Consider the following 22669-nt stretch of genomic DNA (forward strand, 5'->3'; position numbering starts at 1 on the left):
GTTTAGAGTGGCGTCGCTAGTTCACCGACACAAGCACCGTTCTCGTCTTCACCAGGCCGCGGCGATCCCTCCCCCCTTCCGCGGTGTAGCGGATGCCGTCGCGCAGAATCGACGCCCCCGGCAGCGGCACGCGCCCCAGCTCGTAGGACAGCAGACCGGCGACGGTGTCCACATTGTCGACGACCTCCTCCGAGTACTCCAGCTCGTAGTCCAGGTGGTCCGCCAGGTAGTCCACCAGGTCGTCGAGCGGCAGCCGCGCCTGCACGCGGAACTTCCCCGGCTCGACCTCCTCGATGGGGGCTTCCTCGTCCTCGTCGTACTCGTCGGTAATCTCGCCGACGATCTCCTCGAGCAGGTCTTCCATGGTGAGGAGGCCTGCGACGGTGCCGAATTCGTCGATAAGCAACGCGATGTGCGTGTTGTCGCGCTGCATTTCGCGCAGCAGCACATCGAGCGGCTTCGAGTCCGGGATGAACAGCGGCTCGCGCATCACGGCAGGCAGCGGCGTGTCCGGGTCGATTGGCGCGCCGCGTTCGGTGAACATGTCTTTCAGGTAGGCCACGCCGATGATCTCGTCGACGTTTTCGCCGATGACCGGCACGCGCGAATGCCCCGAGCGCACCATGAGCGCGGTGGCCTGGCGGGCGCGTTTTTCGCCTTCGATCCACACCATTTCCGGCCGCGGCACCATCACTTGGCGCGCGTTGGTGGAGGCGAGGTCGAAGATGTTTTGGATCATGCGGCCTTCGCTGGTTTCCACCACGCCCTTTTCCTGGGCGACTTCGACCATTTCGCGCAGTTCGACTTCAGTGGCGTACGGCCCGTCGCGGAAGTCGTCGCCGGGGTGGAACAGGTTGCCCACCCAGATGAGCAGTTTCGCGACCGGCCCGAGCACCGTCTGGAACACGTGCAGCCCCTGTGCGGCTTTGAGCGAGATGGTGTACGGGTTGCGCTTGCCCGCGGTGCGCGCGAACACGCCGATGATGGAAAATTGCAACAGCGTGACGACGACCACCGCCACCGCAATCGCCCACCCCGTCGCCGAGATGAGGTCCATCGCCACGAGTGCTGCGGACACGGCGGCGAGCACGTCGAGCACGGTGCGCAGCAGCACAAGCGTGTTGACGTGGTTCGCGCGATTATCGACGACACGCAGCAGCGCCTGCGCCCCCGCCTCCTCGTCTTTGACCATGCCCTCGACGCGGGCGCGGGAGATGGGGGCCAGGGCGGATTCGATGGAGCCGAGCAGGCCGGAGAGCAGCAGGGCGACAACGGTCACCGCTGCGAAGGTGAGGGTGAGCGTCACTCGGTGCCCTTCATCAGTTTGTCTAACTCGTCGCGGTCGGCGGCCGACGGGAACGCGTGCGGGCCGGCCGGCTTCGGCTGGTATTCGACGCCGCGGCGGGCCAGGTCGTCGTACCAGTCGGCGAGCAGTTCGTTTTGCAGCGCGAACATTTCGCGCTCGTCTTGGGGTTCGATGTGGTCGTAGCCGAGCAGGTGCAGCACCCCGTGGACGGTGAGCAGCGCCATCTCGTGGGCGAGATCGTGGCCGGCCATCTCCGCCTGCTTGCGGTCGTACGCCGGGCACAAGATGATATCGCCCAACATCGCAGGTCCCGGGACGTCGGCGTCGGGGCGCCCGCCGCCCGGGGTGAGTTCGTCCATGGGGAAACTCATCACGTCGGTGGGCCCTTCCAGGTCCATCCAGCGGACGTGGAGGCCGGCCATGGCGGGCTCGTCGACAAGCGTGATCGTCGCCTCGGTATCGGGGTGGACGTCCATGGCGCGCAGGGCGTAGGAGGCGACGTCGATAAGCATCTCCTCGTTGACCTCGGCCTCGCCGGACTCGTTTAAGACTTCAATGCTCACTCGGCTGCCTCCGCCTCTCGCTCGGCTTCGATCTTTTGCTGTCGCTTTTCGTAGCGCAGCGCGTTTTGGGCGTCGTGGCGGTCGTAGGCGGCCACGATACGGGAGATGAGGTGGTGGCGCACGACGTCGTCGGCACGCATCTCCTGGAACGAGATGTCGTCGATATCAGCGAGGATGCGCCGCGCCACACGCAGGCCCGAGACGGTGCCGCGCGGCAGATCCACCTGGGACGTGTCGCCGGTGACCACCATCTTCGAGCCGAAACCTAAGCGGGTGAGGAACATTTTCATCTGCGCGCCGGTGGTGTTTTGCGCCTCGTCGAGGATGACGAACGCGTCCGACAGCGTGCGCCCGCGCATGTACGCCAGCGGGGCGACCTCGATGATGCCGGCCTCGATGAGCTTCGGGATGGCTTCCGGGTCCATCATGTCGCGCAGCGAGTCATACAGCGGGCGCAGGTACGGGTCGATCTTCTCCGACAGGCCACCGGGCAAAAACCCGAGCTTCTCGCCGGCCTCCACCGCGGGGCGCGTCAAAATGATGCGTTTGACCTGCTTGTTCTGCAGCGCTTGCACCGCCTTGGCCACTGCAAGGTACGTCTTGCCGGAACCGGCAGGGCCGATGCCGAACGTGATGGTGTTGTTGTCGATCGCGTCCACGTAACGACGTTGACCAGCCGTCTTCGGGCGGATCACCTTGCCGCGGCGGGCGATGATCTCCTCGCCCAGAATCTCCGCGACGGAGCCGGGGGCCTCGACCTCCATGATTCGCACCGCCTCCACGACGGTGTCGGTGCCGAGCGGCACCCCGCGGCGCGCCATGGACTCCAACTCCTCGATCACGGCGAGCGCATGCGCGACCTGATCCGCCTCGCCCCGCACGGACAAGGTGGTGCCGCGGGCGTGGAACTCCACGTCCAGGTAACGGTCGAGCACCCGCAGGTTGTCGTCGTTGATGCCGAGGACGGACTGCGCGTAGGCGGAATCAAGCTCGACCTTGCGCGTGACCATTTCTTCCATGTGCGCCTACCCTACCAGCGGGTAGTCAGCGCGCCGATCGCGCTCAACGCGGCAAATGCGGCCGTTGCGGTGCGCAGGACCTCCGGGCCCAACTTCACCGCCTGAGCGCCGAGCAGCTCGAGTTCGTCTGCGCCGATGCCGCCTTCGGGCCCGACGATGAGCCACACGTCGTCACCGAACTCCACCTCGCGCAGCGGTACGGCGGCGTCTTCGTGGAGCACAAGAGAGCCTTCAGGGAGCATTTCGGACAGTTGGTTCGTCGTCACGGGCTCGCGCACCTCGGGCACCCACGCACGGCGGGCCTGCTTCGCGCTGGCCACGGCCTGCGAGCGCCATTTCGCCACCTGTTTCGCCTGCTTATTCGCCGGCCAGCGCGCGATCGTGCGGTGCGAAATCCACGGCACGATCTCATCCGCCCCGCCCTGCACCGCAAGATCCACGGCGAGTTCGGCGCGCTCGCCCTTCGGGACTGCCTGCACAACCGTCACGCGCGGCGTGGGGCGCTCTACGAACGTTTGCTTATCGACGACCCCCTCCACCCGGTCGCCCGCCACCCGCTCCACGACGACTTCGGCCTGGGTGCCGCGGCCGTCGGTGAGCATGATGCGCTCGCCGGGCTGGATGCGCTTGACGTTCGCGTGCTTGGCTTCGGGGCCGGTGAGGATGCCGGAGGTGGGGTCGTCGCTAAGAAAGTACGGCAGGCTCATCGGCGGAAGCGGTCGCGCATGCGGGAGAAGAAGCCGTCGTGCGACTCGCCCTCCGACTGGACGGCGGGGTTGTCCGGGTGGCCGTCGCGAAGATCTTCGAGGGTGGCGCGCTCGTCGTTGGTCAGCGCGGTGGGCACGGTGACCTCGACATGCGCGATCATGTCGCCAGCACCCTCCTGGCGCAGGCGCGGCATGCCCTCACCGGAAAGCACCACGCGGTCGCCCGGCTGAGTGCCGCCGGGCACCTTGATGGCGGTCTGAGCCCCGTCGAGGTTTTCCACAGACAGTTCGGTGCCGAGCGCCGCGTCGTACATCGGCACCGTCAGGCGCACGTGCAGGTCGTTGTTCTCGCGCACGAACACCGGGTGCGGCTCGACGTGCACCTCGACGTACAGGTCGCCGGCCGGGCCACCGCCGTGGCCGACCTCGCCCTGGTCCGCCATGCGGATGCGCATGCCGGAGTTGATGCCGGCCGGGATGTTGACCACCAGGTCGCGGGTGGCGCGCACGCGGCCGTCGCCGGCGCACTGGGTGCACGGGTCGGTGATCACTTCGCCGTAGCCGTGGCACTTCGGGCACTCGCGGGTGGTCATGACGTTGCCCAAAAACGACTGCTGCATCTCCTGCACCGCGCCCTGGCCCTGGCACACGTCGCAGGTGACAGGCTTGGACTCGGACTTGGACCCGGAGCCGTGGCACTTGTCGCACAACACCGCCGTGTCGACGGAGATGTCCTGCTTGATGCCCGAGTAGGCCTGCGCGAGCGTGATCGAGGTGCGCAGCAGTGCGTCGTTGCCCGGCTGCACACGCGAACGTGGCTGGCGCGCCCCGCCGCCACCGCCGCCGAAGAACGCCTCGAAGATGTCGCCCAAGCCGCCGCCGAAGCCGGCCGCGCCGCCCATGCCGCCGCGGGCCTCCATGGGGTCGCCGCCCCGGTCGACGATCGAGCGCTTCTGCGGGTCCAGCAGCACTTCTTGCGCTGCCGCGATCTCCGCGAACTTCTCGGCGGCCTCCTCGGACGGGTTGACGTCCGGGTGGTACTTGCGCGCGAGTTTGCGGTACGCCTTTTTGATCTCCTGCTCCGTGGCATCCTTGTCCACGCCGAGGATGCCGTAGTAATCGCGAGCCATATCTTCCCTTCTATTCGCCCCGCAGGATGCGGCTGATGTAGCGGGCCACGGTGGCAACCTTTTGCATGGTACCGGGGTAGTCCATGTGCGTCGGACCGACTACCCCGAGCCCGCCAAGGGCCGCGTCTCCCGCTCCGTACGCTGTTGTAACAATCGAGGCGGAAGATAATTCCTCATCCTCGTTCTCGCGGCCGATGCGCACGGAGACGCGTTCGAGTTCTTGGGCGCCGGCGAGCAGTTTCAGCACGACGACTTGCTGCTCGAGCGCGTCGATGACGTCCTGCAGCCCGCCAGAGGGCACCAGCAGGTTGGACGAGCCGGCGATGATGAGGCGATCGGGTGTGGCGTCGACAAGCGTGGTGATGAGCACCTCCGCGGCGCGGGCGGCGGCGTCGGCGAGGTGCGGTGGGGCGTTCGTCGATACGCGCGCAAGTGCCGCAGACGCCTCCCGCATATGCTTGCCGACGAGCGCCTCATTGAGCACATCCCGCAACCCGCGCACCCCGTTGTCGCCGATGGGTGCGGCGAGGTCGACGTTGCGCTGGTCGACGCGGCCGGCGTCGGTGATCAGCACGAGCAGCAGCCGCGTGGGGGTAAGTTCGACGACCTCGCAGTGCTTGACCCGCGAAACCGTGAGCGTGGGCAACTGCACCACCGCGGCCTGGTTGGTCAGCTGCGACAGCAGCCGCACCGAGCGGCGCAGCACGTCCTCCAAATCCACGCCGTCTTCCAAGAATTCGAGAATCGCGCGGCGCTCCGCGGCGGACAGGGGTTTGACGTCGTGGAGCGCGTCGACAAACGCGCGGTAGCCAGCCTCTGTAGGGATGCGCCCCGACGACGCGTGGGTTTGCGAGATGTAGCCCTGCTGCTCCAGCACCGCCATGTCGTTGCGGATCGTCGCCGAGGACACCTGCATGTTGTGCCGCTCCACCAGCGATTTCGACCCCACCGGCTCCTGGCTTGCGATGTAGTCCGCGACGATCGCGCGCAGCACCGCCTGGCGCCGCTCGTCCGCTGCGCTCATGTGTGCCTCCTTACTCGGCTGCCAGGATATCGGTGATGATGCCGTCCGCAAGCAGCCGGCCTGCGTCCGTGACCCGCAGCCGCTCGCCGCGCTCCAGCAGTCCAGCACGCACATGCTTATCGACGACCCCACGCGCCTTATCCCCCACCCACCCGGCAGGAATCCCCTCGCACAGACGCAGCCCCAGCATGACCGCCTCCGTGTGGGCTTCCTCGTCGGTGATGGTTTCGGTGGCCTGGATGGGCAGGTGGTCGTCGTCAAGCAATTGGGCGTAACGTTCGGGCCGTTTGACGTTGAAGAAGCGCTCGTTGCCGATGAAACTGTGCGCGCCCGGGCCTGCGCCCCACCACTTCTGGTTGTGCCAGTAGAGGAGGTTGTGGCGGCACTCGCCGCCCGGCTTGGCCCAGTTGGACACCTCGTACCAGTCGTATCCGTTCGCCTCGAGGGTGCACGCGATGATCTCGTAGCGGTCCGCGTAGACGTCCTCCTGTGGTGCCGGCAGTTCGCCGCGTCGGATCTTGCGCGCCATGGCGGTGCCGTCTTCCACGATGAGCGAATAGGCGCTGACGTGGTCGACGTCCGTGCCCAAGATGGCGTCCAGGGTGCGGCGGACGTCGTCGTCGGTTTCGGTGGGCGTGCCGTAGATCATGTCCAGGTTCACGTGCTCGAAACCGGCCGCGCGGGCCTCGCGGGCGGCGGCGACGGCGCGGCCCGGGGTGTGCTGGCGGTCGAGCACCTTCAACACCGGCGTGGAGGCCGACTGCATGCCGAGTGAGACGCGCGTGAACCCGGCCTCTAACAGCCCGGCGAAGTACTCGGGGCTGGTGGACTCGGGGTTCGACTCCGTGGTCACCTCCGCGTTCCCTGTGAGCCCGAACGTATCGCGCACGGCGGTGAGGATGCGACCTAAGCCCCCCGCGCCGAGCAGCGACGGTGTGCCGCCGCCGATGAACACCGTCTCGGCTTGCGGCAGCCCCTTGGCGGCGGCGAGTTCAAGTTCGCGCTCCAGCGCGTTTAAGTACTGCGCGTGGGAGGAGTCGACCTCGGTGGGCGTGTAGGTGTTGAAGTCGCAGTAGCCGCAGCGCGTCGCGCAAAACGGCACGTGGATATAGACGCCGAAGGAATCCATCTACGCCCCGCGACGCGAGCGCTTCGCCGCCACCTTGGCCACGATGCGGTCGATGCGCTCGCGCTCCTCCAAAAACTCCGGCGGGTTCGACCCGCGCATCGTGCGCACGAACGCCGGGTGGTCCAGGCACACGGTCTCCACCCAGCCGAGCACGGCGGCCTCGACGATTTCGCCTGCGCGGGCGTAAAGGTGCGGCAGCGAGACCACGCCGAGTTCGCGGGCGACCATGTCCGTTTGCTCCAACGTGTAGGAGACGATCTCCTCTAAGTGCTGCACCACCAGCTCGGTGCGGCCGACGAGCGCGTCTTGCATCGTCTGCACCGAAAACGGGGCGTTGAGCGGGAAGAGGTCCTTTAAGCCGGAAGCGTCGAGCAGCTCCGGTTCCGGGATGCGCTCCTCCGGCCGCGCGCCGGCGGATAACGTGCCGGCGGCCCGGCCGGAGGTCAGCGCCTGGCGCAGCCCGATCAGTTCGGCGACGACGCGTCGGGCGTCCTGGCGGGCGTCGTCGACAATCTCCTCGAACTCGGCGAGGCAATCCTCGGTGAGTTCCCCGTCGTAGTCCGCGATGGATTCGGCGACGTGCTCGATGTACTCCGCAACCTCGTCGCCGATGTTGTAGATCTCCTGGGTGAGTTCACGGTGGCGCAGCACGGCTGCAGTTTTGTGCACGGCGTGAACCCCCTTAAAACGGACTGTGGAAGTGACAAGTTGGGATGCTATTCCACAGCGCCCGCAAAGGAGGTTAGGCGCGCCGCTAACGCTGGTACAGCTTGTCGATGTCCTCCTGGAAGCGCTGGAAGACCACGTTGCGCTTCACCTTCATCGTCGGTGTCATCTCGTCGTGCTGCTCCGACAGGTCGCGGTCCAGGATGCGGAACTTCTTGATCGCCTCGGCGCGCGAGACGGTCGCGTTCGCCATGTTCACCGCGTCTTGGACCTCCGCGCGCAGCGCCGGGTCCATGGCGAGATCGGCGACCTTCTTGTTCGCCGGAATGTTGTGGTTCGCCTTCCAGCGCTTCAACTCCTCCTCGTCGAGGGTGACCAGCACGCCGACGAACGGCTTGCCGTCGCCGACCACCAGCGCGTTGGAGATCAACGGGTCCTGGCGAATGATCTCTTCCATCGGCCCCGGCGAGATGTTCTTGCCGCCAGCGGTGACGATCAGGTCCTTCTTGCGGCCGGTGATCGAGACGTAGCCGTCCTCGTCCACTTCGCCGAGGTCGCCGGTGTTGAACCACCCGTCGGTGAGCGCTTCCTCGGTCGCGGCCGGATTCCCCCAGTACTGTTCAAACACGCCCGGGCCCTTGAACTCGATCTCGCCGTCGTCGTTGATGCGCACCGAGTAGCCGTTCACCGGACGCCCGACGGTGCCGACCTTGTTGCCGTCGGCATTGTTCACGCACGCCGCCGCGCACGTTTCGGTCAGGCCGTAGCCCTCGTAGATGGGCACCCCCATGCCGCGGAAGAAGTGCGACAAGTCCGCGCTCATCGCCGACCCGCCGGTAATGCCGTACCAGACGGAACCGCCCATCGCCTCCTTGATCTTGGCGTAGACCAGCTTGTCGTAGAGCTTCACCTTCGCCTTTTGCACCCGCGACGGGCCCTCCGGGGTATCGAGCGCCTCGGAGTACTCGATGGCGGCCTTCTCGGCCTCCAGGAACAGGCGCTTGCCAATCGCGGAGCCGTCGGCCGCCTTGTTGTACGCGCCCTCGCGCACCTTCTCAAACACGCGCGGCACGCCGACGACCAGGTTCGGGCGCACGCGCTGCAGTTCAACGGTCAGCGTCGAGGTGTCGGACCAGTGCGACTGCGTCGCTCCCGAAATCGTCCACGCCAGCGCCACCGCGCGCGCGAGCACGTGCGCGAGCGGCAAAAACGTCACCATGCGCTGGCCCGGGAACGACACGGAGCCGATCTCGTTTTCCAACAGCGCCCAGCACTGGTACGCCCAGTTGCCGTGGGTGATCTCCACGCCCTTCGGCCGGCCGGTGGTGCCGGAGGTGTACACGATGGAGCCCAGATCGGGGTGGCGGATGGCGGCCACGCGGTCGTCGATAAGCGACTGCTCCACCTCGCGGCCCTCGAACTTGATCTGCTCCACCGCGGCCGAGTTGAACTCGTAGATGCGCTCGAGTTTCGAGGTGGAATCCGCCATGCGCGGGGTGCCTTCCTCGCCGAGCAAAAACGGGCTCATCAGTTGGGTGTGGTCGCGCGTTTCCGTAAACGCGAGTTTTGCGCCGGAGTCCTCCAAAATCCATTGGATCTGGTGCATCGACGACGACGGATAAATGGGCACGGACGCGGCGCCGGCGGCCCAGATGGCGAAGTCGACCAGCGTCCACTCGTAGCGCGTCGACGACAAGATGGCCACGCGATCACCCGGCTCAACACCCGCGGCGACCAGGCCCTTCGCAACGTCGTAGACCTCCTCCAAAAACTCGCCCGCAGTCACCGAGACCCACTCGTAGTTGCGCGGGCGCGAAAACAGCACGAGGTGCGGGTGCGCCTCACACGTCTCGATCAACCTGTTCAAACAGGTGTCCGTGTCGCTGAGTGTGAAACCGAGTTCCGTCGTGTGCGAAGTTGAAGGCATGGTCCCCAAGACTACCGCTGTTTTGGCAGAATGCTGAAGCGTGACCAACGTGGATCTTCTGCACGCTCTCGCGGAGTCGTACGGCTTCGGCACCTCCTACCGCGCCACCAGCGGGCTGATCACGCAGCCTCCGGCGGCGTCGTTTGTGAAGTTGTTGCGCGCGTTAGGTCTTTCGCTTAGCGACGCCCCCGGCACCGAAGAACTCCAATTCCACCTCGACGCCCGCCGCGAATTCTGGGCGACCCGCCCCCTGCCGCCCACCGTGGTGGCGCAGGAAGGCGCGGAGAAGCACTTCAACGTCCACGTCCACGACGGGCACTTTGCGCACTGCTGGATCCGGCTCGAGGATGGCTCGTCGCGCGACTGCTACCAGGACGAGAACTGGGCGCCGCCGTATACCGCCTCGGACGGGGTGGTGTGGGGCGAGGCGACGTTCCGCACCCCCGGCGACCTGCCGGCTGGCTGGCACGAGTTGCACTTGGAGTCGGACAACTTGGACGAGGTGTGCACGCTGCTCGTCGTGCCGCAGACGCTATCCACCAACGCGGAGGTCATCCAAAACCCGGTGTGGGGTGTCATGGCGCAGCTGTACTCGGTGCGCTCGCGCGGCTCGTGGGGCATCGGCGACTTTGCCGACCTGGCACTTTTGGCCGAGACGGTGGCCGCGCACGGGGCCGACTACTTGCTGATCAACCCGGTGCACGCCGCGCAGCCAGTGCCGCCGGTGGAGGATTCGCCGTACCTGCCCACCTCGCGGCGCTTCATCAACCCCATCTACATCGCGGTCGAGGACGTCCCCGAGTACGCGTTGCTTGACGACGACCAACGCGCCGCCATCGCCGACCTCGCCGCACCGTTGAAAGCCATGAACACCACCGCCGCGCCGCTGGAGCGCGACCGCGTGTTCGCCACAAAACTCGCGTGCTTGCGGGAGCTGTTCTGGCGCTCGCAGGCCGATACGGCGCGCACCCGCGCCTTCGAGACGTTTTGCCGCGAAGAGGGCGAGGGCCTCGAGGAGTTCGCGTACTGGTGCGCGGCGCAGGCCGCCGAGTCGGAGCACGAGGCTGCGCCGAAGCACGCCGGCGGCGATGTCGAGGAGTTGAAGGACTTCTACATGTGGCTGCAGTTCGTCGCCGACGAGCAGCGTCGTCACGCGCAGGAGCGTGCTGTGGCCGCCGGGATGTCCATCGGCATCATGACGGACCTGGCGGTGGGCATCCACCCCGGCGGCGCGGACGCGGCAACGCTGCACGAGGTCTTGGTGCCGGACGCGTCGGTCGGCGCGCCGCCGGACCAGTACACACAGCAGGGCCAGGACTGGTCGCAGCCGCCGTGGAACCCGCAGCAACTCGCGGAGTTCGGCTACGCCCCGTGGCGCGACCTGCTGCGCACCGTGCTGCGCCACTCCGGCGGCATCCGTGTCGACCACGTCCTGGGGCTGTTCCGCCTGTTCTGGTTGCCGCGCACCGCCACTCCGACGCACGGGGCGTACATGAACTACGACTTCGAGGCGATGCTGGGCACGCTCGTGCTCGAGGCGGAGCGCGCCGGTGCGGTCGTCGTCGGCGAGGACCTAGGGACGTTCGAGCCGTGGGTCCAAGACGTGCTGCGCGACAAGGGCGTGTTGGGCACCTCCGTGCTGTGGTTCGAGTCGGTGCCGCCGGAGATGCCGCGCCCGTCGCAGCAGTACCGCAACCTGGCGCTCACCGCCGTGGGCACGCACGATCTGCCGCCGACCGCCGGCTATCTCAAGGGCGCGCACAACGAATTGCGCCACGAGCTCGGGCTTGTCGACGACACCGTCGACGCGCTCAACGCCGCCGACAAGGTTTGGATCGACCAGGTCATCGACCTCGCCCGCGCAGAAGGGGCGCTTACCGACGACATCGTGGAGGGCCTCACCCGCTTCGTCGCCTCTACCCCGTCGGCGATGACGTGCACGACCCTGGTGGACATGGTCGGCGACGAGCGCATCCAGAACCTGCCCGGCACCAACGGCGAGCAGTACTCCAACTGGCGCATGCCGCTGTGCGACGCCACCGGCACCCCCGTCCTCATCGAGGATCTGGACACGGTGGAGTCGTTTGCGCGGATCGCGGAGGCGTCGAAACGCTAGAGCGCGCCGATGACGGCGGCGACGATCACCAGCGCGATGAGCACCCACATCACCTGGGTGACCCGCGACTGCGGGTACTTGCGCTTTGCTTTGGGCAGCTGCTGGTCTTGCCGACGCAGCTCTTCGGGGTTTGCCATGGTGTCAAAGCCTAGCGCTCGCCTATCGACGACCCAAAGCAGCCCGTAGCCCACCACCGCGCACACCGGCAGCGCGAGCAGCACGATCACCGGCACTTGAAGCCAGGGTCCCAGCCCCATAAGCCAGCCCACTTAGATCAGCCCCATCACCCAGGCGAACAGCGGCACGAAGATCGCCAACACCGCGACGACGCCGAGCACGATCCCGACCACCTGCGCGTCGGTCGACTCCGGCTCCGGTGCCGGAGCGGTTGTCGCCGGCGGCGACTTCGGCACCCACGACGGGGTGGCCGCGCCCGAGGGGAACGTCGGCGTGCCGCCCGCCTCAGGCTCGGGCATCGGCGCCGGGGTGGGCGCGGCGGTTGCCGTCGGTGCCACCTCCGCGGTCGGGTTGAGGGCGACGGGCGGTTTCGACGCTGGGGTCGTCGGAAAGCGACGCGCGTACTCGTCGTCCAAGAAGGCGCTGACGCGCTCCGCGCTGTACGACGGGCCACTGTAGAGCGCGGACGAGCGCTCGAAGCCGAGGATCTCCTGGCGGTCGTCGCCGGCGAAGTAGTTCGCACCGGAGATCACGCCGATCAGCCCGCGGCCGGGCACGAACACTGGGCCGCCGGAATCGCCGTGCTGCGGCAGGCCCGGCGCGTCGAAGTAGGTGGTGTTTTCAATCGTGCCGACGAACTTGCCACAGCTCGCATCCTGGGTGTCGCCGTGGGAGGCGTAGCCGTGGTAGCAGATGGTGTCGTCGGTGGTCAGCTCGCTGATGGGCACGTACGCGCCGCCGAACGGGTTGCGGCCGATGTCGACGCCGTCGAACCAGTAGATCACCGCCCAGTCGTTCGCGCCGCTTTTCGCGTTGTACGCCAGCGCCGGGAAGACAAGGCCGGCGGGCTCGGGGCGTTGGCGGCCGCGCTCGTCGGCGACGTAGACTACCGCGCCCTGCGGCAGATAGTCGCCGTTGTGCACCGTGCAGTGGGCGGCGGTGTAGCTGCGGCGGTTGCGCGGGTCGTTGTAGCCGACGGTGCAGGCAGTGAGTTTGTCGGTGCCTAAATTATCGACGAATATCCGCCCGCCCTGCTCCACCTTCAGGGCAGCCTGCGCCGGCGCCGGTGCGGGCACAGCGAGCGCTAGGAGCGCCGCCGCTGCCGCCGCACCGGCGCGTTTGAGTCGCAGGTTGCCGTTGCGCATGCCGGTTAGCCTATCCCAGGCAGTGGCCTTAGGAAGAAATATCGGACCCGGACAAGCCGCGGCGCTCAAGCAGCGGGCGGGTGTCCTTGTCGCGGCCGCGGAACGCGCGGTAGGCCTCCGCGTAGTCGCGCGAGGCTCCCTTGGACAGGATTTGCTCGCGGAACTTCGCGCCGGTGCGCCGGTTGATGCCTTCTTCTTCGACGAGCTGGAAACCGTCGGCGTCGAGCGCTTCGGCCCACAGGTAGGAGTAGTAGCCCGCGGAGTAGCCGCCGGCGAAGATGTGGTTGAACCAGGTGGAACGGTAGCGCGGCTCGAGGCCGTCGATGTCCAGGCCGACCTCGCGCAGGGCCTCTTGCTCGAAGGCGGCGATGTTGAGGTCGGCGTCGAGCTCGGTGTCGTCGTCAAGCGAGTGCCACGCCAGGTCGATCGCGCTGGCCGCGAGGTACTCGGCGGTGTCGAAGCCTTGGCCGAACTGCCGCGAGGCCTTCAGCGCGGCGAGCAGCTCGTCGGCAATGACCTCGCCGGTGTCTACGTGGCGGGCGTAGTTGCGCGCGATCTCGGGGGCAAAGGCGTAGTTCTCGTTGATCTGGGAGGGAAATTCCACCCAGTCGCGCGGGACGTTCGTGCCGGAGTTCGACGGGTAGCGCACGTCCGACAGCAGCCCGTGCAGAGCGTGGCCGAACTCGTGGAAGACGGTGGTGACCTCGTCGATGGTGAGCAGGTTGGAGGTGATCGACATGACGTTGACCACCACCGGCTTGGTGCCGGCGAGGTGCGACTGGTCCACAAAGGAGCTCATCCAGGCGCCGCCGCGTTTCGACGAGCGCGCGTTGTAGTCCGTGAGCAACAGCCCAATGCCGGTGCCGTCTTCCTCCTTGACCTCCCAGACGTCGACGTCGTCGCGGTAGCCGTTCAAGTCCTCGCGCTTTTCTACCGTGATGCCGTAGAGCAGGTTCGCGGCGTAAAACACGCCGTCTTCGAGCACTTGCTCGAGCGGGAAGTACTTGCGGATCTCGGCCTCGTCGATGCCGAGTGCCTGCTCGCGGCGCTTCGCCTGCCAGTAGGGCCAGTCGGCGCCGTCTAGGTCCTCGCCGGCGAGTTCGGATGCGAGTTTGCGCTCCGCTTCTGCATTGGCCGCCGCGGCCGGCGCCAGGTCCGCGATGAGTTGGCGCGCGGCCTGCGCGGTGGCGGCGGTCTCCTCGGCGATGACGTAATCGGCGTGCGAGGCGAACCCGAGCAGTTTCGCGCGCTCAAGGCGCAGGCGCACCGCTTCCTTCACGATGTCGGCGTTGGTGTCGCGGCCGCGGGCGCGCGAGGCGTCGAAAAGCTTGTGGCGCGCCCCGGAATCCTCCAGCTCCGCCTGCAGAGCCTGCGTGGTGGGCAGTTCGATCGGCACGACAAAGCGGTCGCCGTCCTTGTACGCCTCGATCTGGGCCTCCGAGAGACCTGCGAGTTCGTCTCGGGTCAACTCCACCGCGAGCGACTTCGTGTCCGCGAGCAGGTTGCGGCCGAAACGCTCCGACAACTCCGACAGGCGGCGGTTGATCTCCTGGAGCCGCGACTTGCCGGCCGCGTCCAGGTCGGCGCCGCGGCGGGTGAAGCGGCGCATAAGTTCGTCGTGAAGCCTCTGCGACTCCTCATCGCTCGGAGCCTTCACCTGCTTGATGCGGGAGTAGAGCTCGCCGTTTTGGTAAATCGAGTCGATGTGCGCCGACAGTTTGGGCACGATGCGGTCGGCCACCGCATCGAACTCGTCGGTGGAATCGGTGCCCTGCAGGTTGAAAAACCACGCCATCACGCGGTCCAAATCCGCACCCGCCAACTCGAACGCCTCCACGGTGTTTCCCCACGTCGGCTCGTCGGCGGTGGTGATCGCCGCAATCTCCTGGGCGTGCGTGGCAAGCGCCTTGTCGAAGGCGGGCTCCACGTGCTCGAGCCGGATCGCGGCAAAGTCCGGCAGGTTGTACGGCAGGGTCGAAGGCGCAAGCAGTGGATTTGTCATGCGCGCCAGTCTAGTTGTTCAAATTCCCCTTGAACGTGACGTTGCCCACCGTGAATTCGGCGTCCCACAGGTTGCCCGGGGCCACGTCGAACGGGAACTTCGCGTTCGTCGTCGCGCCGGGCCCCAGCGGGCGGTCGATGCCCACGACGTCCACGTCCGCCTTCTCCGGATCGGAGATGTAGGTCGCGTCCGTGAAGTTGTCGTCGCCGGTGTTGTAGCGCAGTGCCGGGGTGAGCGCGTCGACAGGCAGCGGCGCGTCCGACTTGTTCGTCACCGCAACGACGACCACCGAGCCGTTGCCAGAACTCGAGGTGCCCTGCCACTTGTAGGACAGCTCCATCGCCGGGTCCTCGACCGATTCACCGGTGATCTTGTCGGTCACCTTCGGGTCGGTCTCCTCGACGTTGAAGGACGGCTTCTCGTTTTCCTTCGCCTCGACAGACTCCTCAAGGTCCTCGCTGGTCTCGCCGACCTTGGTGTCGCTTTCGTCCACGCAGGCGGCCAACGGCAGCGTCGCGGCGAGAAGGACGGCGGCGAGCCGGGTGCTGGTGCGGTGGAACATGTGCGCCTCGTTTTCTGTCGCTTGAGATGTGTCGCTGCTTCACAATACCGCGCAGGTACGCTGTCGAAATTATGCAGTCTTTGATGCGCGTCGCGCGCAGCGCCTCCGCCCTCTGGCCGTTCTATATCGCGGTGGTGGTGGTCTCGTCGATTGTCGCGGGCCTCGGGCTGATCTCCCCGTTCCTCATCCGCGAGGCGACAGACACCATCGTCGCAGCGCTTAACGACGACACCGTGACCGAACCCGCCCGCACCGTCATCTGGCTCGCGATCGCCCTGTTCGCCGCCGAGGCGCTCGCGTCGCTGCTTCGCAACGTCTCCGGGTATTTAGGCGACGTGATGGTCGCGCGGCTGCGCCAGATCATGTCCACGCGTTACTTCGCCAAACTTTTGGCATTGCCGCAGCGCTACTACGACAACCAGGTCACCGGCACGATCATCGCCCGGCTGGATCGCTCGATTGCAAACGTCACGCAGTTCATCCAGTCGTTTAGCAACAACTTCCTGCCGATGCTGCTGCAGGTCGTCGCCATCTTGGGCATCACCGCCTACTACTACTGGCCGCTGACGGTGCTGCTGGCGCTGCTGTTCCCGCTGTACACGTGGCTGACCGCGTTGACGTCGAAGCGCTGGCAGGTCTTTGAACAGGAGAAAAACGCCAACATCGACGAGGGCAACGGACGGTTTGCCGAGGTCGTGGGACAGGTGAAGGTGACCAAGTCCTACGGCGCCGAGGTGCGCGAGTTGGACAAGTTCGGCCGCCACTACACCAACGTGGTGGACATCACGCGCCCGCAATCGCGCTGGTGGCACTCGATGGACACCGCCCGCGGCGTGGCGATGAACCTCATTTTCATGGGCATCTACCTCATCTTGTTCACCCGCACGCTGGACGGGCACTTCTCCATCGGCGAGATGGTCATGCTCATCCAGATGGTCACCATGGCCCGCCAGCCGGTGACGATGATGAGCTGGATTGTCGACGCCGCCCAGCGCGCCGTCGCCGGCTCGCGCGACTACTTCAAGGTGATGGACGAGCCGGTCGAGCCCACCGCGAACCGCCAACTCGTCGCCGCCACCGAGGCCTCCGGCATGCCCGCGCTCGATGCCACCCAGCAGGCGCCGCTGGCTGTGCGGGAGCCTGTCGTGGCGTTCGAGGACGTCACGTTCGAGTACATGCCCGGCGAGCCGGTGCTGCACGACGTGACCTTCACCGCGCGTGAGGGCGAAAAGATCGCGCTCGTTGGCGAGTCCGGCGGCGGCAAGTCCACGATCGTGAACCTGTTGCTCGGCCTCTACCCCATCACCGACGGCCGCCTTGAGGTGTGCGGCGAGGAAATCTCGCACCTAGACGTGGAGAAGCTGCGCGCCACCACCGGCGTGGTGTTCCAGGAGGCGGCGCTGTTTTCCGGCTCGGTGTTTGAAAACATCGCCTACGGCAAACCGGACGCCACGCTCGAGGAGGTCGTCGACGTGGCCAAGCGCGCAAACGCTCACGAGTTCATCATGAAGTTCACGGACGGCTACGACACCATCATCGGCGAGCGCGGCCTGCGCCTGTCCGGCGGCCAGCGCCAGCGCGTCGCCGTGGCCCGCGCCATGCTCAAGGACGCCCCGCTGCTCATCCTCGACGAGGCCACCTCCGCTCTGGACACCAAGGCGGAGCGCGCCGTCCAGGCGGGCTTGGACGAACTCATGCGTGACCGCACCACCATCATGATCGCGCACCGCTTGTCGACGATCGCCGGCGTGGACACCATCATCACCCTGCGCGACGGGCGTATCGACGAAATCGGCTCCCCGGCAGACCTCGCCGTCTCCGGCGGTATTTATTCAGAGCTGCTGCGCCTGACTGCCTCGTCGTCCGCCGCCGATAGGAAGCGGTTGAAGGCGTTCGGCTTCGCCGCCGACGGCGCCGAAGACGAGGAGGACGAGGACCGTTAAATCTGAATGACGCGGATTAACTCCTCAAGCCCGCGAAAATTTCCCGGATTGCGGGTATACAGGTCGAGCCCTTCAGCGAGCGCGCAACTTGCGATCAAGAGGTCGAACGCCCGGCGTTTGGGCTTTCGACCTGCTTTCATCACCGCACCGTAGACGAGCGCATACGCGCGGGCCGCGCGGTCGTCGAAGGAAATACATTCAACCAACTCCGAGACCGCGTGCGCTTGGTTCGCCCGTCTCGCCCGTTCGACCGGATCGTTCGCCGCCGCCGGCCCAGCGGACAGCTCCGCCATCGTGACCGCCGAAATCGCCCAATGGTCTGGTAGTCGGTCCAAGTCAATGTCGTCCAGGCCAAACAGCACCGAAGTATCTAACAAACCCCGTTCAGCCACGCGGATCAATTCCTTGATCGACAAACTCGTCGATATCCGCACGGAACTGCGCGAAGTCGACACTCGCAACACCCCGCAGGGCGGCGATGAGATCCTCCTTGCGTCCGAATTTCGGCTTTCTCAGCGGCCGAAGTTCTCCGACAGGTTGCGAGTTACTTGTAATCACGAATGTTTCCCCCTCATCGAGCGCACGCATGATTCGTCCGCTCTCATTACGCAGTTCACGTTGACTGATTGTCTCCGTCATGAATCGACCGTAGCACCGTGCGCTACACCCTGGGAAGGGGTGACAAGCAAGAACTTCTCGCTACCGTGGGGCGCATGCAATTTCCCAGCCTTGAGACCCTGCAGGCCCGCGGCACGCGCAAGTGGACGCAGTTCGATTCCGACGTACTGCCGTTGTTCATCGCGGAAAGCGACTTCCCCACCGCGCCGGCGGTGAAGGAAGCCATCGTCGATGCGGCCGAGCGCGAAATGTTCGGCTACACCCCGGCGCCGCACGCGCACAACCTGGGCGAGGCGGTGTCCGATTTCTACGCCGACCGCTACGGCTGGCGCCCGGACGCCGACAAGATCTTCCCCGTCGCCGACGTGGTGCGCGGCGTGATGCTCGCCATCCAGTACTTCACTTCAGGCGACGTGATCGTGCCGGTGCCGGCGTACTTCCCGTTCCTCGACGTCGCGGAGGTCGCCGGCCGCAAGCGCGTAAACGTCTCCAGCGCGGGCGGGCTCGACTTAGACGAGGTGGACGCGGCGTTTGCGGGCGGTGCGGGCAGCATCATCGTGACTAACCCGTTCAACCCGGGCGGCTACATCTTCACCGAAGCAGAGTTGGATGCCGTCTGCGAGGTCGCGCGCAAGCACAGCGCGCGCGTGATTGTCGACGAGATCCACGCCCCGCTCGTCTACGACGGCACCCACGTCTGCGCCGCGGCGAACAACCCGGACGTGTGCATCACCGTCACCGCCACCTCCAAGGCGTGGAACGTCGCAGGCCTGAAGTGCGCGCAGATGATCTTTTCCAACGACGAGGACGCGAAGACCTGGAACCGCATGTCCGGCGTGGCCAAGGATGGCGTGGGCACCCTTGGCATCGTGGCGGCAGAGGCCTGCTACAACCACGGCCGCGAATTCCTCGACGAGGAGGTCGCGCAACTGAAAGCCAACCGCGATTGGCTGGTGGAGCACCTGCCGAAGGCGGTGCCGGGCATCGAAATCGAGGTGCCAAGTGCGACGTACCTGATGTTCCTCAACTTCAAGAACACGAAGCTCGATGACGAAAAACCGGCGGCGTGGCTTCGTCGTAAAGCAAAAGTTGCGATGAACGAGGGCGTCGACTTCGGGCCGGGCGGCGAGCACCGCGCGCGGATGAACTTCGCCACCTCGCCGGAGATCCTGGAGGAGGCGGTGAAACGCATCGGGGACGCGATCGCGGAGATCTAACGTCCCACCTATTGGAACCCACTTCCCATCTAGCGGGCGGGTGGTTTATGCTAAGGCGACTGCAACTTAGCTAGAGAGGTCCTCCCATGGGTTCCACAGCGATTTCACGGCCAAAAGGCCAGACGGGGTCGAAGCGCTCGAATAGCGCCGTCATCGTCACCGCGCTCGCATTGTTCTCGATGTTCTTCGGCGCGGGCAACCTCATCTTCCCGCCCATGCTCGCCGTCGAAGCAGGCGACAACTTTTGGCCGGCGCTGTTCGGCTTCCTCGCCACCGCGTCGCTGTTGCCGGTGCTCGCCGTGATCGCGATTGCACTGTCCGGCTCGAACCTGCGCGACCTCGCACAGCGCGCCGGCACGGTGTTCGGCGTGGTCTTCCCGGTGCTGGCGTACCTGTCCATCGGTGCTTTCTACGCCCTGCCGCGCACCGGCGCCGTGTCGTTCGAGACCGCCGTCACCCCGCTGTTCGGCTTCGAAGGCCTCGCTTCGTCCGCGGTGTTTAACGTGCTGTTTTTCGGCATCGCGCTGATCCTGTCGTGGAACCCGACGACGATTATGGAAAAGCTGGGCAAGTTCCTCACCCCGGCGCTGCTTGTCCTGCTCATCGTCATGATTTCCGTGGCCGCGTTCCGCTGGTCCGCAGAGCCTGTCGCCCCGAGTGAGCCGTACAACGACGGCCCGTTCACCGCAGGCCTGCTCGAGGGCTACCTGACCATGGATTCGATCGCCGCCCTGGCGTTTTCCATCGTCGTGATTTCCACCCTGCGCCACCGCGGCTTCAACGAGGGCAAGGAACTCGTCGGCGGCACCATCACCGCAGGTGTCGGCGCTGGTCTCATGCTGGGCCTGGTCTACATCGGCCTGGGACTCATCGGCCGTGTCATGCCGGATGCCGCGAGCTACGACAACGGCGCGGGCCTGCTTGCCGAGGCCGCCAATCTGACCATGGGCGGCGCGGGCCAGGCGATGTTTTCCGCCATCGTGCTGCTGGCCTGCCTGACCACCGCCGTCGGCCTGATCACCGCGACTGGCGAGTACTTCTCCGAGCAGTTCGCCGGCTCCTACCACTTCTGGGCCGTCGTCTTCGCTGTGACGTCGATGATCATCGCCACCCAGGGCCTCGACTTTGTCATGGCGATCGCCGCCCCGATCATCGGCTTCCTCTACCCGCCGGCGATTACCCTGATCGCGCTGACGCTCATTGAGCCGGCCTTCCGCGCCCGCACCCGCTTTAGCTGGGCATTCTTTGTCCCGCTGTGGGTCTCCGTCGTGTGGTCCGCCATCGAGACGTTCATCTCCCTAGAGTGGGGCGCCGACGTGCTCACCCCGATTGTGCAGTGGGCGCCGATGTTCGAGGCCGGCCTGGGCTGGGTCGTGCCGGTGGTCATCGCCTTTGTCATCGGCCTGATCGTGGACTTTGCCAAGCCGAAGCCGGCGATGATCCCGGGCACCATGGAGTCCGTGGAAGGCGAGGACCTCTCCGCCGAGGGCGACACCGCCCCGCTGCTGTCCAACAACTAGCAGCCGCAGCCAAGGCCCCACCGTGACGTAAAACGCGTACGGTGGGGCCTTATGAATGCACCACTTTCACTGATCGACTTTTGCACCCGCTACCCCGACGAAACCGTCGGGCAGGCGATGGAGCGCTCCGTCGCCTTCGCGCAGAAAGCGGAAGCGCTGAACTACGAGCGCATTTGGTATTCCGAGCACCACAACATGTCGAGCATCGTCTCGTCGTCACCCGCGGTGCTCATTAGCCACATCGGTGCGAAGACTGAGCGCATTCGCCTCGGTTCCGGCGGTGTGATGCTGCCGAACCACTCCCCGTACGTCATCGCCGAGCAGTTCGGCATGCTCGAGGAGCTCTACCCGGGCCGCATCGACTTGGGCCTCGGCCGCGCGCCTGGCACCGACCAGCAAACGCTGGGGCGTGCGTTGCGACGCGACCCGAACTCCGCCGAGCGCTTCCCCGACGACGTGCTCGAACTGCAAGCCTGGCTGTCCAACCAGTCCCCGCTTCCCGGTGTCACCGCGGTGCCGGGTTACAACACGAACGTGCCGCTGATCATCCTGGGCTCGTCGATGTTCGGCGCCTCGCTGGCCGCGAAGCTGGGCCTGCCCTACTCGTTCGCGTCGCACTTCGCGCCGCAGCACCTCGAGCAGGCCACCACCTACTACCGCGAGAACTACCAGCCCTCCGAGCGCTACCCGGAGCCGTACTGCATCGCCGCGGTCAACGTCACCGCCGCCGACAGCGAGGACGAGGCGCTCGAGCAGACCAAGGTTGTCCACCGCAACCGCGTGCGCGCGTTCATGGGCCGCAGGGGCACTGTGCTGAGTGACGACCAACTCGACGAGGTGGTCAACTCCTACCAGGGCCGCCAAATCACGGACATGCTGCGCTACACCGCCAAGGGCACTGGCGAGCAGGTCGCGGAGTACCTCGAGGCCTTCCAGAAGCTGGCCAAGGCCGACGAGCTGATGATCTCGCTGCAGTCCGGAAGCACTGAGGCGACCATGCGCAACATGGAAATTCTCGCGGAGGCCTGGGGAAAGTAAAGATCATCTGAGTGGTGGTCTAGGATTTGGCTATACAAATCCGAGCCAACTCCGCGAAGGACGCACACCACCATGGCGCAACTGCCCACCGGCCCCCTCCGCCGCCCGCAGCAGCACGAAGAAATCGCTGACTATCTCCGCGACGAGATCTTCGCGGGCCACATCCCCGCCGGCGAATCGCTGCCCAGCGAGGTAGAACTGTGCGAGCAGTTCAACACCTCGCGCGGCCCCGTCCGCCAGGCGGTAGCGACGCTGCGCGCGGAGGGGCTGCTCTCCTCCGGACGCGGCCGCCGCTCGCTCGTGCTGTCCAACACGCGCACCGAGACGTTCGAGGAGATCCTGTCCACCACGTCGTGGCTGTACCGCATGGGCAAAAACCCGGGCGAGGTCCTCGAGCGCCGCGGGCTTGTGCTTGCCGACGACGACGTGGCCGACAAGATGCAGCGCGAGCCCGGCTCCAATGTCTACGTGCTCGACCGCGTGCGCACCTCCGACGACGAGCCGCTGGTGGCCGAGGTGATGTACTTCGACCCGTCGCTGGCCGAGGTCATCGACACCGTGGACACCTCCGACCAGTCCATCCACCGCGAGCTGATCCGCGCCGGCGCCGACTTCAACAACCTCTCGCGCGCCTTCTCCGTCGAGCGTGCCGACGCCAACCTGGCAGCCAAGCTCGGCATCGAGGAGAACGACCCGCTGGTCGTCGTCGAGCTCAAGGCCCTGACGCACAACGGCAACGTGCTCGAGTATGCCGTGCACATCTTCCGCGCGGACAAGGTCACCTTCGGGTTGAACAACGTGCGGGGGCACTCGTCGCCCCTGTGGTTCCAGGTGGACTCCAGCATCCATTAATCTTCCCG

General features: G+C 66.2%; 21 protein-coding genes. 6 read left to right on the top strand and 15 right to left on the bottom strand.

Going from position 1 to position 22669, the window contains the following annotated elements; all coding sequences use genetic code 11:
• Positions 1-16 precede the first annotated feature (16 nt).
• From IAU68_RS08710 to IAU68_RS08750, 9 genes are all read right to left on the bottom strand, one after another.
• Positions 17-1306 carry a hemolysin family protein gene (locus IAU68_RS08710; RefSeq protein ID WP_171192903.1) on the bottom strand — a complete coding sequence of 430 codons (1290 nt, stop codon included), beginning with the start codon at positions 1304-1306 and terminating at the stop codon, positions 17-19.
• The gene (ybeY, locus tag IAU68_RS08715; RefSeq protein ID WP_171192904.1) at positions 1303-1869 is read right to left on the bottom strand and encodes an rRNA maturation RNase YbeY; all 567 of its coding nucleotides are present in this window, start codon (positions 1867-1869) and stop codon (positions 1303-1305) included. Before ybeY ends, IAU68_RS08710 begins: the two co-directional genes overlap by 4 nt.
• A complete protein-coding gene (locus IAU68_RS08720; RefSeq protein WP_171192905.1) occupies positions 1866-2888 on the bottom strand; it encodes a PhoH family protein in 1023 nt (340 codons plus the stop codon). Before IAU68_RS08720 ends, ybeY begins: the two co-directional genes overlap by 4 nt.
• An 11-nt stretch (positions 2889-2899) precedes the next feature.
• Positions 2900-3595 carry a 16S rRNA (uracil(1498)-N(3))-methyltransferase gene (locus IAU68_RS08725; protein ID WP_171192906.1) on the bottom strand — a complete coding sequence of 232 codons (696 nt, stop codon included), beginning with the start codon at positions 3593-3595 and terminating at the stop codon, positions 2900-2902.
• On the bottom strand, positions 3592-4725 hold the full coding sequence (dnaJ, locus tag IAU68_RS08730) for a molecular chaperone DnaJ (RefSeq protein ID WP_171192907.1): 1134 nt from the start codon (positions 4723-4725) through the stop codon (positions 3592-3594). The genes IAU68_RS08725 and dnaJ overlap by 4 nt, the downstream gene beginning before the upstream one ends.
• A gap of 10 nt (positions 4726-4735) precedes the next feature.
• On the bottom strand, positions 4736-5749 hold the full coding sequence (gene hrcA, locus IAU68_RS08735; RefSeq protein ID WP_171192908.1) for a heat-inducible transcriptional repressor HrcA: 1014 nt from the start codon (positions 5747-5749) through the stop codon (positions 4736-4738).
• Between the two features lie 10 nt (positions 5750-5759).
• On the bottom strand, positions 5760-6878 hold the full coding sequence (hemW, locus tag IAU68_RS08740) for a radical SAM family heme chaperone HemW (protein ID WP_171192909.1): 1119 nt from the start codon (positions 6876-6878) through the stop codon (positions 5760-5762).
• Positions 6879-7547 (bottom strand): hypothetical protein, encoded by a 669-nt coding sequence (locus IAU68_RS08745; protein WP_171192910.1) that lies wholly within the window; start codon positions 7545-7547, stop codon positions 6879-6881. It lies immediately after the preceding gene.
• Positions 7548-7632: 85 nt separating this feature from the next.
• On the bottom strand, positions 7633-9471 hold the full coding sequence (locus IAU68_RS08750) for an AMP-dependent synthetase/ligase (RefSeq protein ID WP_171192911.1): 1839 nt from the start codon (positions 9469-9471) through the stop codon (positions 7633-7635).
• Between the two features lie 40 nt (positions 9472-9511).
• Here IAU68_RS08750 and malQ point away from each other — a divergent pair, with 40 nt between their 5' ends.
• The gene (malQ, locus tag IAU68_RS08755) at positions 9512-11587 is read left to right on the top strand and encodes a 4-alpha-glucanotransferase (protein WP_171192912.1); all 2076 of its coding nucleotides are present in this window, start codon (positions 9512-9514) and stop codon (positions 11585-11587) included.
• Here the strand turns inward: malQ and IAU68_RS08760 are convergent.
• From IAU68_RS08760 to IAU68_RS08775, 4 genes are read right to left on the bottom strand one after another with little or no spacing between them, the layout of a single operon-like run.
• Positions 11584-11844, bottom strand: coding sequence for a hypothetical protein (locus tag IAU68_RS08760; RefSeq protein ID WP_171192574.1), 261 nt, complete (start codon positions 11842-11844; stop codon positions 11584-11586). The two genes, malQ and IAU68_RS08760, sit on opposite strands and share 4 nt — an antisense overlap.
• 12 nt (positions 11845-11856) lie before the next feature.
• Positions 11857-12909 carry a trypsin-like serine peptidase gene (locus tag IAU68_RS08765; protein ID WP_171192913.1) on the bottom strand — a complete coding sequence of 351 codons (1053 nt, stop codon included), beginning with the start codon at positions 12907-12909 and terminating at the stop codon, positions 11857-11859.
• Between the two features lie 28 nt (positions 12910-12937).
• Positions 12938-14911, bottom strand: a complete 1974-nt coding sequence (locus IAU68_RS08770) for a M3 family metallopeptidase (protein ID WP_171192914.1) — start codon at positions 14909-14911, stop codon at positions 12938-12940.
• Between the two features lie 10 nt (positions 14912-14921).
• Positions 14922-15473, bottom strand: coding sequence for a hypothetical protein (locus tag IAU68_RS08775; protein WP_171192915.1), 552 nt, complete (start codon positions 15471-15473; stop codon positions 14922-14924).
• Between the two features lie 71 nt (positions 15474-15544).
• Here IAU68_RS08775 and IAU68_RS08780 point away from each other — a divergent pair, with 71 nt between their 5' ends.
• Positions 15545-17416: an ABC transporter ATP-binding protein gene (locus IAU68_RS08780; protein ID WP_171192916.1), complete on the top strand. Its 1872-nt coding sequence runs from the start codon at positions 15545-15547 to the stop codon at positions 17414-17416.
• Here the strand turns inward: IAU68_RS08780 and IAU68_RS08785 are convergent.
• Together IAU68_RS08785 and IAU68_RS08790 are read right to left on the bottom strand one after the other, a co-directional pair.
• Complete coding sequence (locus IAU68_RS08785; RefSeq protein ID WP_231699010.1) at positions 17413-17808, bottom strand: type II toxin-antitoxin system VapC family toxin; 396 nt, start codon at positions 17806-17808, stop codon at positions 17413-17415. The two genes, IAU68_RS08780 and IAU68_RS08785, sit on opposite strands and share 4 nt — an antisense overlap.
• Positions 17801-18055 (bottom strand): type II toxin-antitoxin system Phd/YefM family antitoxin, encoded by a 255-nt coding sequence (locus IAU68_RS08790; protein ID WP_171192917.1) that lies wholly within the window; start codon positions 18053-18055, stop codon positions 17801-17803. Before IAU68_RS08790 ends, IAU68_RS08785 begins: the two co-directional genes overlap by 8 nt.
• Positions 18056-18129: 74 nt before the next feature.
• Here IAU68_RS08790 and IAU68_RS08795 point away from each other — a divergent pair, with 74 nt between their 5' ends.
• From IAU68_RS08795 to IAU68_RS08810, 4 genes are all read left to right on the top strand, one after another.
• Complete coding sequence (locus IAU68_RS08795; protein WP_171192918.1) at positions 18130-19251, top strand: MalY/PatB family protein; 1122 nt, start codon at positions 18130-18132, stop codon at positions 19249-19251.
• Between the two features lie 86 nt (positions 19252-19337).
• A complete protein-coding gene (brnQ, locus tag IAU68_RS08800) occupies positions 19338-20771 on the top strand; it encodes a branched-chain amino acid transport system II carrier protein (RefSeq protein WP_171192919.1) in 1434 nt (477 codons plus the stop codon).
• A gap of 51 nt (positions 20772-20822) precedes the next feature.
• Positions 20823-21809: an LLM class flavin-dependent oxidoreductase gene (locus IAU68_RS08805; RefSeq protein ID WP_171192920.1), complete on the top strand. Its 987-nt coding sequence runs from the start codon at positions 20823-20825 to the stop codon at positions 21807-21809.
• A gap of 72 nt (positions 21810-21881) precedes the next feature.
• Positions 21882-22661, top strand: a complete 780-nt coding sequence (locus tag IAU68_RS08810) for a GntR family transcriptional regulator (RefSeq protein ID WP_171192921.1) — start codon at positions 21882-21884, stop codon at positions 22659-22661.
• Positions 22662-22669 lie beyond the last annotated feature (8 nt).

Origin of the sequence: Corynebacterium lujinxingii (assembly GCF_014490555.1) — a bacterium.
Lineage (GTDB): Bacteria > Actinomycetota > Actinomycetes > Mycobacteriales > Mycobacteriaceae > Corynebacterium > Corynebacterium lujinxingii.